The sequence below is a fragment of the Piscinibacter gummiphilus genome, assembly GCF_032681285.1.
Lineage (GTDB): Bacteria > Pseudomonadota > Gammaproteobacteria > Burkholderiales > Burkholderiaceae_C > Rhizobacter > Rhizobacter gummiphilus_A.
Map to the genome: position 1 here is coordinate 3456590 of NZ_CP136336.1, position 14039 is coordinate 3470628.

At 66.5% G+C, this 14039-nt stretch carries 8 protein-coding genes; 2 read left to right on the forward strand and 6 right to left on the reverse strand.

All coding sequences use genetic code 11. From position 1 onward, the window contains the following. Positions 1-26: 26 nt before the first annotated feature. On the reverse strand, positions 27-1955 hold the full coding sequence (locus RXV79_RS15975) for a bifunctional diguanylate cyclase/phosphodiesterase (RefSeq protein WP_316698856.1): 1929 nt from the start codon (positions 1953-1955) through the stop codon (positions 27-29). A gap of 52 nt (positions 1956-2007) precedes the next feature. Further along, entirely contained in the window at positions 2008-2721 is a 714-nt protein-coding gene (locus tag RXV79_RS15980) for a transglutaminase-like cysteine peptidase (RefSeq protein WP_316698857.1), read from the reverse strand. Between the two features lie 262 nt (positions 2722-2983). On the opposite strand from RXV79_RS15980, the gene RXV79_RS15985 reads away from it, so the two are divergent. After that, positions 2984-4873 carry a TolC family outer membrane protein gene (locus tag RXV79_RS15985; protein WP_316698859.1) on the forward strand — a complete coding sequence of 630 codons (1890 nt, stop codon included), beginning with the start codon at positions 2984-2986 and terminating at the stop codon, positions 4871-4873. 13 nt (positions 4874-4886) lie between these two features. On the opposite strand, the gene lpdA is transcribed toward RXV79_RS15985, so the two are convergent. The 4 genes from lpdA to aceE are packed head-to-tail and all read right to left on the reverse strand — an operon-like array spanning position 4887 to position 11347. Further along, positions 4887-6659, reverse strand: a complete 1773-nt coding sequence (gene lpdA, locus RXV79_RS15990; RefSeq protein ID WP_316698860.1) for a dihydrolipoyl dehydrogenase — start codon at positions 6657-6659, stop codon at positions 4887-4889. A gap of 2 nt (positions 6660-6661) precedes the next feature. Then, on the reverse strand, positions 6662-7240 hold the full coding sequence (locus RXV79_RS15995) for an Ntn hydrolase family protein (RefSeq protein ID WP_316698861.1): 579 nt from the start codon (positions 7238-7240) through the stop codon (positions 6662-6664). Next, complete coding sequence (gene aceF, locus RXV79_RS16000) at positions 7237-8601, reverse strand: dihydrolipoyllysine-residue acetyltransferase (protein ID WP_316698862.1); 1365 nt, start codon at positions 8599-8601, stop codon at positions 7237-7239. Before aceF ends, RXV79_RS15995 begins: the two co-directional genes overlap by 4 nt. Before the next feature lie 37 nt (positions 8602-8638). Further along, positions 8639-11347, reverse strand: coding sequence for a pyruvate dehydrogenase (acetyl-transferring), homodimeric type (gene aceE / locus RXV79_RS16005; RefSeq protein ID WP_316698864.1), 2709 nt, complete (start codon positions 11345-11347; stop codon positions 8639-8641). 150 nt (positions 11348-11497) lie between these two features. Between aceE and RXV79_RS16010 the strand changes: the two genes are divergently transcribed. After that, the gene (locus RXV79_RS16010) at positions 11498-14029 is read left to right on the forward strand and encodes a PAS domain S-box protein (protein WP_316698865.1); all 2532 of its coding nucleotides are present in this window, start codon (positions 11498-11500) and stop codon (positions 14027-14029) included. Positions 14030-14039: the final 10 nt, after the last annotated feature.

Sequence of the window (14039 nt, forward strand, 5' to 3'; positions counted from 1 at the left end):
GCGAGAGCGGCGGGTTCTCGTTCGGATCAGTGGCTGCCCGGAGCGGCCTGGCGCGAGATGTAGGGACCGGTGGCGCCGTCGATGCCGCATTCCCACAGGGCCTTGGCATCGGTCTCATCGGCCACGCCTTCGGCATAGACCTGCAACGACAGGCCGTGCAGCAGCGTGACGGTGCCGCGCACGAAGGTCGCGCGGTGGTCGTCACTGCCGACACCCGTGATCATCGAGGCGTCGAGCTTCACGTAGTCGAGCCCCGCTTCGAAGAGGCGCGGGATCAACCCGAGTCGCTCACCCGCGTGTTCGAGACCGAAGCGCACCCCGGTTGGGCGCAGCTGGCGGCTCAGCTCCTGCAGCAGGTCGAAATGCTCGACCGCCGCGGACTCCGAGACTTCGAGCCAGATGAGGCGCGCCACGCGCGGCGAATCCCACAGGAGCGCACGCAGGCGTGACGAGAAACTGCTGTCGGCCAGCGAGGCGGGCGACAGGTTCACGCAGCGCGGCTGCCCGTCGGCGCCCGACTCGGCGAGCGCCAGCGCGAGCGCGCGTTCGTCGACGTCGACGGTGAGGCGGCTGCGCATCGCGAGCGGCAGCCAGCGCGCGGCAGGCTCGAATTCGCCCTGCTCTTCCAGCTGCAGGCGCAGCGGGCACTCGAGGTGCAGCATCTCGCCACGCCCGTTGACCACCGGGAAGTTGACGAGGTGCACACGGCCCTGCACCAGCGCGTCGCGGATGCGCTGGCGCCAGGCCGCCTCGCCGAGCATCGCCACGCTGTGCTCCGGCTCGTTGCTGAGTTCGACGGCAAAACGCCCGCGGGCTTCGGCCCGTGCGAGCGCCGCATCGGCTGCGCTCATCACCTGGGCTGGCGTCATGTCGCGCCGCAGCTCGATCGCGCCCATGCAGACCCCCGCACTGCCGCCCAGGCTCGTCAGCAGCACCGAGAGCGCGTCGGACAAGGCCTGCGCCGTTTCGCGGGCCACGCCGGGCACCGGCAGGCACAGCGCGAAGTCGGAGCCGTTCAAGCGGCCGAGAAAACAACCCCTGGCGCGCTCGGCATAGGGCTTGAGCGCCTGCGAGATGGTGGTGATGACACGGTCGGCGCCGGCATGGCCGAGGCTGCGGTTGATGCCGGCGAGGTCGATCACCCGCAGCAGCACGAGGCCGCCTTCGGCCGTGCCGTCTTCGCGCTGCAGCGCCGCGGTGAGCTGGCCAAGAAAATGCGCACGGTTCGACAGGCCGGTGAGCCGGTCGAGGTTGGCCTGCTTGTGCAGCGTGTCGAGCTGGTCGGCCTGGGCCTGGAAGGTGACGCGCAGTCGGCTCACCATCGTGTTCATCGCCCGCGTGAGGCGCTGCAACTCGGGCGCGCGTGGCTCGGGCACGATGCGGAACTCGCCCGCCACCAACGCATGCGCCTGTTCCACCGTCGAGTCGAGCGGCTTGCGGATGCGGCGCATCAGCACCGCCCCGATGGCCCCGGCGAGAAGGCCCACGACCGCGAGTGCCGCAGCCGTGCGCACGGTGCCGGACCAGAGTTCGTCGTGCGCAAAGAAGGAGTGGCTCACGACCTCGACCTTGCCGAGCGCGCGCCAGCCATCAGACACCTGCGCAAAGCCCGGGTCCGAATCGATGGGCACGAGCTTCACGAACCAGGCCGGCGCCACCTGGCCCGTGGCCTGCGCTTCGCGCACGAAGGGCACGCTGCCATCGGCGGCGATGAACTTGATGCGGCGGTAGAAACCGGTGTCGAACTGGGCCGCCATGAGCAGGCCCATCAGCTCGCGGTCGCCTTTCTGCTGCGACAAGGCAAGCGCGAGCGAGGTGGCGTTGTCGGCGTTCTTGAGCCTGAGTTGCGTCTGCAGGTAGTGCCGGGCCGATTCGACCGAGACCGTCACGCTGCCGGCATAGGCCAGCAGCACGGTGGACAGCATCAACAACCAGATCTGCCGGATCAGGGACATGCCTTCTTCCTTTTCGTTGTACTTCTGGTTCCGGGGCCTCTCGTCACGGTCGTCATTGGAACCCTTCCGCCCTCGCCTTCACAAGAATCTCGCGCCAGCGCGACAAGCGCGCCGCCGGGTCGCCCGCGGCCTGAGGCCCCACACCTTGCCACAGCCCCTCGCTGTTGAAGCTGAACACCGGCACCAGGTCGGGCCGCCGAGATGCGGGGCGCACGTCGGTGATGAGGTTGTCCAGGATCATCGGCTCGGCCCCGGGTGTCGCATAGTAGGCCAGCACCATGTGGGCCTGCACCACGCCATTGGGCCCGCCGATCTGGGCGCGCACGTAGACGAGCCGCAACTTGGCAACCGGCATGCCCACAGCCAGCAGGCTGAAGTACTTGGCGATGGCGTAGTCCTCGCAGTCGCCCTGGCCCCTGTCCAGGCTCTCGAGCGGGCTGGCCCAGTAGTCGACCTGGCCCCAGGCCTCGGTGTCGTCGCGGAACTGGATGCGCCGGTTGAAGAACTGGTTGATGGCCTGCAGTTGCACCGCCTCGTCCTGCCCGACCGACTGCATCAGAAGCGGCTGCAGCGCCTTCACGCCGGCCACCGCGCGTGGCGACATCCGCGTGGCCGCGGCCATCATGCGTTCGGCATCCCACGCCTGCGAGGGCAGGCCCGGCACCAGCAGGGCGACGACCAGCCACGCCATTGCCCACAGACGCAGCGGCGTGCAGCGCACGCGCAGCTCATGCAGGCTCGACGATGGGGTGAGAAGAATCGACACGGGCGAGAGGACGGTTCAACGACCTGTTGTCGTCACCGCGGCCGTGGAATTGAGCCCTGTCAGCCACGCAGGCCCGCCGAGCGGTGCTATTGGGCAACCCGGGCCTATTTCACGGAACCTGCCCGCGCAGCCGAGGGTCGTGAAATAGTCCCACCCGGCCATGCGGTCGGGGGGGACGGAGGCCCGCAACGCGGCGGCTAAACTCGCCCGGCGTCGAAGGAACCCCTCACTACTTGGACGACGCCCCTGAAAGACCAGCCTGATGCACTTCAAGACCCGAGCCTTGACTCTTGCCCTCACCCTGGCGTTTACCGCCAGTGCCAGCGCACAGAGCAATGAGGCCCTGAAGGCCGCAGCCCAGCAGGCGATCAACACCAACCCCGACGTCACCGCGCGCTTCAACGCGTACCGCGCCGCCGCCGATGCGGTCGACGCGGCGCGTGGCGGCTACTTCCCGCGCCTCGACCTGAGTGCCTCTGCCGGCCGCGACCGCGACCGCATCGATTCGCGCACGCCGCAAAACCAATCCATCAGCCGCAGCGGTGCGTCGCTCACCTTGAGCCAGCTGCTGTGGGACGGTCTCGCCACGCAGAACGAAGTGGGCCGCCTCGGCCACGAAAAGCTCGCACGCTATTTCGAGCTGCTCGACGCCACCGAACAAACCGCGCTCGAAGCTGCCCGCGCCTACTACGACGTGCTGCGTTATCGGCGCCTCGTGCAACTGGCCGAAGACAGCTACGTGCAGCACAAGAGCGCGTTCAACCAGATCCAGTCGCGCTTCAGGGCCGGCGTGGGCCGAGGGGTCGACCTCGAACAGGCCGGCGCCCGCCTGGCATTGGCGGAGTCGAACCTGAGTACCGAACTCTCGAACCTGCACGACGTGTCGGCGCGCTACCAGCGGGTGGTGGGTGTGGCGCCCCCCAAGGCGATGCCGCTCCCGCTGCTGCTCAAGGACGGCGTGCCCGCCTCGGCCAACGAGGCTTCGCTCGAAGCCGCGCGTCGCAGCCCGGCCGTGAGCGCCTCGATCGAGACGCTGCGCGCCACGAAAGAGCTGCTCAACGCACGCGAGTCGGCCTACCAGCCGAAGGTGGAAGCGCGTTTGCGCTCGGGCACCGGCAAGAATTTCGACGGCGTGCGCGACCAGCGCACCGACAGCACGGCCGAGATCGTGCTGAACTGGAACCTCTTCAACGGCGGCAGCGACCGCGCCCGCGTGCGCCAGCAGGCCAACCTCGTGAACCAGGCCGCCGACCAGCGCGACAAGGCCTGCCGCGATGCGCGCCAGGTGCTCGCCATCGCCTACAACGACACGAAGAAGCTCGCCGACCAGTTGATCTATCTCGACCGCAACACGCTCGCGATCGAGAAGGCGCGCGACGCCTACCGCCAGCAGTTCGACATCGGTCAGCGCAGCCTGCTCGACCTCTTGAACTCGGAGAACGAGCTCTACACCGCACGCCGCTCGTATGCCAACGCCGAGTTCGACCTCGGCATCGCCTACGCCCGCGTGCAGGCCGCACTCAACCGCCTCAACACCCAGCTCGGCCTGCGCAGCGACCGCGAAGCGCCGCAGGGCACCGAGAACTGGTCGGCCGGTGACGAAGGCCCCGGCCGCTGCCCGCTCGACGCGATCGAGGTGCAGCCGCTCAACCTCGACGAGCTGGACCGGCGCGCCGCCTCGCTGACCCAGGGCACCCCACAGCCATCAGCGACCGCGCGCAACCCTGCTGCTCCGGCGCTTCGCGCAGAGTCGGCGCCGGTGAAGGCCTCGGCGCCCGTGCTGCCGTCGGAGCCCACCGCGGCGTCGGTCAACGGCCCCACCGCCCTGTCGGTGCGCCGCCTCAACGAATGGGCGGCCGCCTGGGAAGCGAAGGACATCGATCGCTACCTGGCGTTCTATGCGCCCGACTTCCGCTCCGAACTCGGCGATGCCGAGAGCTGGAAGAACCAGCGGCGGCGCCTCGTGACGAGGAAGGGCGAGATCAACGTCAAGCTCGAAGAGGTGCTGGCCCGCGAACTCGCACCCGACCGGGTCGAGACGCAGTTCAAGCAGAGCTATCGCTCCGAAGGCTTCAAGGATGTGATGCAGAAGAGCCTGATCTGGCAGCAGATCGGCGGGCAGTGGCTCATCGTGAAAGAAAGCAACCGCTAGGGTTGCTTTCCGATCAGCGTTTCACCGGCGGCAGATCGGTGCAGTGACCTTCGGCGGCCTCCGCCGCCATTCCCAGGCTTTCCCCCAGCGTCGGGTGCGGATGGATGGTCTTGCCGATGTCGATGGCGTCAGCCCCCATCTCGATCGCCAGCGCCACCTCACCGATCATGTCGCCTGCATGCGTGCCGACGATGGCACCGCCGACGATGCGGCCGGTTTCCTCGTCGAAGAGCAGCTTGGTGAAGCCTTCGTCGCGCGTGTTCGCGATCGCGCGGCCGGAAGCCGTCCACGGGAAGAGGCCCTTCTTGACCTTGATGCCGCGCGCCTTGGCGTCGTCTTCGGTGAGGCCGACCCAGGCGACTTCGGGATCGGTGTAGGCCACGCTCGGAATCACGCGTGCATCGAAAGCGGCATGTGTGTCGCCCGACGCCACCTCGGCCGCCACGTGCCCTTCGTGCACCGCCTTGTGCGCGAGCATCGGCTGGCCGACGATGTCGCCGATGGCGAAGATGTGCGGCACGTTGGTGCGCATCTGGATGTCGACCGGGATGAAGCCACGCTCGTTGACGGCCACACCGGCCTTGTCGGCACCGATGCGCTTGCCGTTCGGCACGCGGCCCACCGCCTGCAGCACTAGGTCGTAGAGCTGCGGTTCCTTCGGTGCGTTCTCGCCTTCGAACTTGACGAGGATGCCGTCCTTCGTGGCCTCGGCCCCGACCGTCTTCGTCTTCAACATGATGTTGTCGAAGCGCGGTGCGTTCAACTTCTGCCACACCTTCACCATGTCGCGGTCGGCGCCCTGCATCAGGCCGTCGAGCATTTCCACCACATCGAGACGCGAGCCGACGGTGCTGCTGTAGACCGTGCCCATCTCCAGGCCGATGATGCCGCCGCCGATCACCAGCATGCGCTTCGGGGCCTGGCGCAATTCGAGGGCGCCGGTGGAGGTGACGACACGCGGGTCATCCTTCGGCAGGAAGGGCAGCTTCACCGCTTCGGAGCCGGCAGCGATGATCGCGTTCTTGAACTTGATCACCTGCTTGCCGCCATCGGCCCTGGCGACGCCGACGTGATAGGGATCGAGGAACTCGCCCGTGCCGTGCACCACGGTGACCTTGCGCATGCGCGCCATTGCGGCCAGCCCTTGGGTCAGCTTGCCCACCACCTTGTCCTTGTGGGTCTTGAGCTTGGCGAGGTCGACGCTCGGTGCGCCAAAGCTCACGCCGAGCGACTCGAAGTGCTTCACCTCGTCCATCACCGCGGCCACGTGCAGCAGCGCCTTGGAAGGAATGCACCCGACGTTGAGGCACACGCCACCCAGTGTCGCGAAGCGCTCGATGAGCACCGTCTTCAAGCCGAGGTCGGCGGCACGGAAGGCCGCGCTGTAGCCGCCGGGGCCGGCGCCAAGCACGAGCACGTCGCATTCGAGGTCGGAACCGCCGCTGTGCGTGGCGGCGGGCGGTGCGGCCACGGCGGGAGCGGGAGCCGCCGCCTTGGCAGGCGCTGCGGTGGCGGCGGGTGCTGGCGCTGGGGTTGGAGCTGCCGCACCCTCGGCCTCGAGCGTGAGCAGCAGCGTGCCTTCGCTGATCTTGTCGCCCAGCTTGACCTTCATCTCCTTGACGACACCCGCGTGCGACGACGGAATCTCCATCGACGCCTTGTCGCTCTCCACCGTCACCAGCGACTGCTCCTTCGCAACCTTGTCGCCGGGCTTGACCAGCACCTCGATGATGGCGACGTCCTTGAAGTCGCCGATGTCGGGCACCTTGATCTCGATCGTGGCCATGTTCAGTCTTTTCCTTTGAGCTTGATCGTCTGCACCTTCACGGGGCCGTCGGAGTTCTTGTCGAATTCGCATCCCGCCTTGACGCCGATTTCGGCGAGTTCGCGCGCGGTCTTGGCGCGGTCGAAGGCGGTGTACATCGCACCCAGCGCAAACGCACGCCCCGAGCCGATGGCCCAGAAGCGGTCGAACTCGAACACCTCGCGGTACGAGTACACGCCGTAGATGCCGCTTGCATTCGCGATGAGCGCGGTGAGCTGCGAACTTTCGTAGGGGTCGGCGTCTTCTTCCTTGGTGTTGAGGTAGAAGACTTCCTTCAGCTTCGGGTGGATCTTGAGGAAGGTGTCGAACACCTCGTCCCGCGAGTGCAGCTTCAGTTCCTCGGGCGGCAGCCACGCGAGGGCGCGTCGCAGCACCGGAAAGTGCGCCGTGGTGCCGGCCATGCCAACCCACGAATCGCCGACCTTGAAGAGCTTCTCGTTGTTTTCGTAGCCATGCGGCAGGCGGGTGTCGCCGAAGGTGACGAGGCTGTCACCCGCGATCGCCACCTGCCCCGCTTTCCTGACGACGACGACCGTCGTCACAGCAGGACTCTCCTGAAGTCCGCAAGGACCTGCCCGAGGTAGGCGTTGAAGCGCGCTGCGGCAGCGCCGTCGATCACGCGATGGTCATAGCTCAGGCTGAGCGGCAGCATCAGCCGCGGCTGGAAGGCCTTGCCGTCCCACACCGGCTCCATCACGCTGCGCGACAGGCCGAGGATCGAGACCTCGGGCGCATTGATGATCGGCGAGAAGTAGCGGCCACCGATGCCACCGAGCGAGCTGATCGAGAAGCAACCACCGCTCATGTCGGCCGGGCCGAGCTTGCCGTCGCGCGCCTTGGCGGCCAGTTCGCCCATCTCCTTGCTGATCTGCAGGATGCCCTTCTTGTCGGCGTCCTTCAGCACGGGCACCACCAGGCCGTTCGGCGTGTCGGCCGCGAAGCCGATGTGGAAGTACTGCTTCAGCACGAGCTGGTCGCCATCGAGCGAGGCATTGAACTCGGGGAATTTCTTGAGCGCTGCCACCACCGCCTTGATGACGAAGGCCAGCATCGTCACCTTGACGCCGCTCTTCTCGTTTTCCTTGTTGGTCTGGACGCGGAAGGCTTCGAGCTCGGTGATGTCGGCGTTGTCGTGGTTGGTGACGTGCGGAATCATCACCCAGTTGCGGTGCAGGGCCGCGCCGCTGATCTTCTTGATTCGCGACAGGTCCTTGCGCTCGATGGGGCCGAACTTCGCAAAGTCGACCGTCGGCCAGGCCGGCAGGCCCGGGAAGTTGCCGCCACCGGCTGCGGCGCCACCGCCCTTGGCCGATTGCGCCTTGGTCTGCACCTCACCGGCCATCACGCCCTTGACGAAGCCATGCACGTCGTCGTGGGTGATGCGGCCTTTGGGGCCGGAGCCCTTCACTTCGTCGAGCGGCACACCCAGCTCGCGGGCGAGCTTGCGGATCGTCGGCGAGGCATGCGGCAGATGGCCGCGGGGTGCGGTGGGCTCGTGCGCCGGCAAGGCGGCGGTCGGCACCGTGCGCTCTGCGGCGGCCGCAGGCGGCGGTGCTTGAATCGGCGCCGGCGCGGGCGCCACCGCCAGCTCGACGGGCGGCAGCTTCTGGTTCGAGGTGTCGGGCTCGGACTGCGGCGCCGGAACAGGCGCTGCTACCCCACCCGCTGCCGCCTCGAGCAACAGGACCAGCGAACCTTCGCTGATCTTGTCGCCGAGCTTGACCTTCATTTCCTTCACGACCCCGGCGTGCGAGGCCGGGATCTCCATCGAGGCCTTGTCGCTCTCGACCGTCACGAGCGATTGCTCGGCCTTGATCGTGTCACCGGGCTTGACCAGCACTTCGATGATCTCGACGTCCTTGAAGTCCCCGATGTCGGGGACTTTCACTTCCACCAGCGCCATGTTGTTGTGTCTCCGTTGCCTGGATCAGGCGATTACGTCACGCATAAAGCGGGTTGATCTTGTCGGCGTTGATGCCGTATTTCTGAATCGCCTCGGCGACTTTAGCCGCGGGCACAGTCCCCTCTTCCGAAAGTGCCTTGAGCGCGGCCACCACGATGTAGTGGCGGTTCACCTCGAAGTGCTCACGCAGGCGCGAACGGAAGTCGCTGCGGCCGAAGCCGTCGGTACCCAGCACCTTGTACGTGCGGCCCTTGGGGATGAAGGCGCGGATCTGGTCGGCGTAGGCCTTCATGTAGTCGGTGGAAGCGATCACCGGGCCGGTGTACTTGTCGAGCTGCTGCGCGACGAAGGGCACGCGCGGCTTCTCGGTCGGGTGCAGCAGGTTCCAGCGTTCCACGTCTTGCCCGTCGCGGGCGAGTTCGTTGAAGCTCGGGCAGCTCCAGACGTTGGCCGAGACACCCCAGTCGTCCTTCAGGAGCTGCTTGGCGGCGATCGACTCGCGCAGGATGGTGCCGCTGCCCAGCAGGTTGACGCGCGGGGTTTTCTTGGCGCCTTCTTCCAGCAGGTACATGCCCTTGATGATCTCTTCCTCGGTGCCGGCTTTCAGGCCAGGCATCGGGTAGTTCTCGTTGAGGAGCGTCAGGTAATAGAAGACGTTGTCCTGCTTCTCCACCATGCGCTTGAGACCGTGGTGAAGGATCACGCCCACCTCGTGCGCGAAGGTCGGGTCGTAGCTGATGCAGTTCGGAATGGTGCCGGCCAGGATGTGGCTGTGGCCGTCTTCGTGCTGCAGGCCTTCCCCGTTCAGCGTGGTGCGGCCCGAGGTGCCGCCGAGGAGGAAGCCACGCGCCTGCATGTCACCCGCCGCCCAGGCCAGGTCGCCGACGCGCTGGAAACCGAACATCGAGTAGTACACGTAGAACGGCACCATGATGCGGTTGTTCGTGCTGTACGACGTGGCCGCCGCGATCCAGCTCGACATGCCGCCCGCTTCGTTGATGCCTTCCTGCAGGATCTGGCCGGCCTGGTCTTCGCGGTAGTACATGACCTGGTCCTTGTCGACCGGCGTGTACTTCTGGCCCTCGGGGTTGTAGATGCCGATCTGGCGGAAGAGGCCTTCCATGCCGAAGGTGCGGGCCTCGTCCACGAGGATGGGCACGGCGCGCGGGCCGACTTCCTTGTCGCGCAGCAGTTGCGTGAGGAAGCGCACATAGGCCTGCGTGGTGCTGATCTCGCGGCCTTCGGCAGTGGGCTCGAGCACGGCTTTGAAGGTCTCGAGGTCAGGCACCTTCAGCGACTCATCGGCCTTGGTGCGGCGCTTGGGCAGATAGCCCCCGAGGGCCTTGCGGCGCTCGTGCAGGTAGCGCATCTCGACGGTGTCGTCGGCCGGCTTGTAGAACGGGATGCCCTTCTCGATCTGCTCGTCGCTGACGGGGATGTTGAAGCGGTCGCGGAAGCCCTTGATGTCGTCGTCGGTGAGCTTCTTGGTCTGGTGCGCCGTGTTGCGCGCCTCGCCGCTCTTGCCCATGCCGAAGCCCTTCACCGTCTTGATGAGCAGCACCGTCGGCTGGCCCTTGGTGTTGACGGCGCGGTGGTAGGCCGCGTAGACCTTCTGCGGATCGTGGCCGCCACGGTTCAGGCGCCAGATGTCTTCGTCGCTCATCTTGGCGACCATCTCCAGCAGCTTGGGGTGCTGGCCGAAGAAGTGCTTGCGGACGAACGCGCCGTCGTTGGCCTTCATGGCCTGGTAGTCGCCGTCGACGGTGTCCATCATCACCTTGCGCAGGATCTCTTCCTTGTCGCGGGCGAGGAGCGGATCCCAGTAGCTGCCCCAGATGAGCTTGATGACGTTCCAGCCGGAGCCGCGGAATTCGCCTTCGAGCTCCTGGATGATCTTGCCGTTGCCACGCACCGGGCCGTCGAGGCGCTGCAGGTTGCAGTTGACGACGAAGATCAGGTTGTCGAGCTTTTCGCGTGCGGCCAAACCGATCGCGCCGAGCGACTCGGGCTCGTCCATCTCGCCGTCGCCGCAGAAGACCCAGACCTTGCGGTTCTCGGTGTTGGCGATGCCGCGGGCATGCAGGTATTTCAGGAAGCGCGCCTGGTAGATCGCCATCAGCGGGCCGAGGCCCATGCTCACGGTCGGGAATTGCCAGAACTCCGGCATCAGCTTCGGGTGCGGGTAGCTCGAGAGGCCCTTGCCGTCGACTTCCTGGCGGAAGTTGTTGAGCTGCTCTTCGGTGATGCGGCCTTCGAGGAAGGCGCGCGCATAGATGCCGGGTGAGCTGTGACCCTGGATGTAGAGCAGGTCGCCGCCGTGGCCTTCGCTCTCGGCGTGCCAGAAGTGGTTGAAGCCGGCGCCGAACATCGTGGCGAGCGAGGCGAACGAGGAGATGTGGCCGCCGAGGTCACCGCCGTCGGCCGGGTGCAGGCGGTTGGCCTTGACCACCATCGCCATCGCGTTCCAGCGCATGTAGGCCCGCAGGCGCTCTTCGATCTCGTTGTTGCCCGGGGTGCGCTCTTCCTGGTCCGGCGGAATGGTGTTGACGTAGGCCGTGCGGGCGGAGAACGGCATGTCGATGCCGGCCTGGCGCGCGTGGTTGATGAGTTCCTCAAGCAGGAAGTGGGCGCGCTCGGGGCCCTCGGCCTCGATCAGGGCGGACATGGCGTCCAGCCATTCGCGGGTTTCTTGTGCGTCGGCATCGTTGGCCGCCGCGCCCAGAAAGGCTTCGGGCATCGCAGACATGCTTGTCTCCTTGTTGGGATTCAGGTTGCGGCGGAGTGTCCCACAAGTCTGAATTTTTTCAAATAGCGCTATGTGATTTCACTATGCGAATTTTCAAGCGTCAGGAATGGAACATTCGAGGCCTTGCGACCGCCCCTCGATAATCCGCCTATGTCCACTCCTGCACCAGCATCGCCTCCCCGTCGCCCTGTCACCGCGAGGGCCGGCCGCCTTGTCGGCAGGTGGTGGCGGCGGCAGTCGCCGGCCCGTCAAGACCGCTATGCCACGCTCGGCCCGCTGGTGTCGGTGCTGCTCTTCCTCGCGGCCATCATTTCGGCCTTCTGGTACCTGCGCAACGAGGAGTTCGAGCGCGAGCAGGAATCGGTCAAGCGCGACACCGAGATCGCCCAGCAGCAGATCCGGCTGCGCCTGATCGAGAACCAGGAGCAGCTCGTGCGCATCGCGCGCGAGATCGTCACGCGCCAGATCGATGAAGAGGAGTTCCAGAGCCAGGCCGCAAGCTTCACGCGCGAGCGGCCCGAGATCACGAACCTCATCTGGGTCAACCAGTCGCGCTCCCGCAAGGCCAGCTACTCGACGACCACGCTCTTCTCGGAACTCGGCCTCCCGTACATCGACAACCAGCGCTCGCTACCCGAGCAGCGCAACAGCGAGCCCGACCAGGCCTTCCGTGCCACCCGCGAGCTGCGGCTGCCGGTGTACTCGCGCACCTTCGCCGATGCGAACGGCAATTCGGTGTTCCAGGTGCATGTGCCCTTGCTGGACCGCAGCGCCTTTTCCGGCACGCTGATCGCCGAGTACTCCATCGACTCGCTGGTGCGCTATTTCATTCCAGCCGAGGTGTCGAAGCGGCACACGATGACGCTCGTGGATGCGCAAGGAAAGCTGGTGGCGAGCACCTTGCCGATGACACCCGGCGAGACGCCCAAGCCGGCGTCCATCGTCTACGAAGTGCCGCTCGCCCCGGCGAGCAACGGCCTCGTGCTGCGTGGCCAGGGCTACCGCACCTCCATCGGCCTCATCAGCAACACGCTCTTCTGGATGGTGTCGGCGCTGTCGGTGCTCACCGTGTGGATGCTGCTCGGCACCTGGCGCCACATGCGCCGGCGCGTGCAGATGCAGGCGACGCTCGTGTCGGAAACCAACTTCCGCCGCGCGATGGAAAACTCCATGCTCACCGGCATGCGCGCGATGGACATGGAGGGCCGCATCACCTACGTGAACCCCGCCTTCTGCGCGATGACGGGCTTCAGCGAGCATGAGCTGATCGGCCGCATGCCGCCCTTCCCCCATTGGCCCCCCGACCGCTACGAAGAGAACATGCGCCTGCTGCAGCAGGAGCTGCAAGGCCGCAGCCCCGCTGGCGGCATCGAGGTGAAGGCGATGCGCAAGGACGGCACGCTCTTCGATGCGCGCATGTACGTCTCGCCGCTGATCGACCCGAAAGGCATGCAGACGGGCTGGATGACCTCGATGACCAACATCACCGAGGCCAAGCGCGTGCGCGACCAGCTCTCGGCCTCGCACGAGCGCTTCACCACCGTGCTGGAAGGGCTCGACGCCGCGGTGTCGGTGCTGTCCGTTCAGCAGGGCGAGCTGCTCTTCGCCAACCGCTCGTATCGCCTGTGGTTCGGCGCCGATGCGCAAGGCCACGGCACGCTCGCGGGTGGCGAGCCCGGGCTGCCGATGATTGCCGACATGGGCGATTCGGTCGACAGCTTCGGCGGCCTGCCCACGCAGGAGCTGACCGAAGCCGGCTCCGAGACGCGTGAAGTCTTCGTCGACACGCTGCAGAAGTGGTTCGACGTGCGCGCGCGCTACCTGCAATGGACCGACGGCCGCCTCGCGCAGATGCTGATCGCGACCGACATCACGAGCCGCCGCCATGCCGAAGAGCAGTCGAAGCAGCAAGCCGAAAAGGCGCAGGTCACCAGCCGCCTGATGACCATGGGCGAGATGGCCTCATCGGTCGCGCACGAGCTGAACCAGCCGCTCACCGCCATCACCAACTACTGCAACGGCATGGTCTCGCGCGTGAAGAGCGACGCCATCGGCAAGGACGACCTCGTCGCAGCACTCGAGAAGACCGCCAAGCAGGCCGACCGCGCCGCGCAGATCATCCGACGCATCCGCGCCTTCGTGAAACGCAGCGAGCCGCAACGCCAGGCCGCGGAGGCGCGCACCATCGTCGAAGACGCGGTGGACCTCGCCGGCATCGAACTGCGCCGGCGCAACGTGTCGCTGCATGTCTACGTGGCCCAGCGCCTGCCCACGCTGATGGTCGACCCCATCCTCATCGAGCAGGTGATCCTGAACCTGCTCAAGAACTCCGCCGAGGCCATCGACATGGCCGGCCTGCCGCCCGCTCGCCGCAACATCGAGCTGCGCGTGGTCCCCAAGCACACGCCGGAAGAAGGCGGTGTGATCGAGTTCGGCGTGACCGATTCGGGCCCGGGCCTGAAAGAGGAAGTGATCAACCGGCTCTACGAAGCCTTCTTCTCGACCAAGGTCGAAGGCCTGGGCATCGGGCTGTCGTTGTGCCGCTCCATCATCGAGAGCCATCGCGGCCGGATCCGTGCCCAGAACCTCTACAATGGCGACCTCGCTGTCGGCTGCCGTTTTACCTTTACGCTGCCGGTCGAAACCGCCAAATCCACGGGCCTCGAAGCGGCCCTGACATGAGACAGCACAC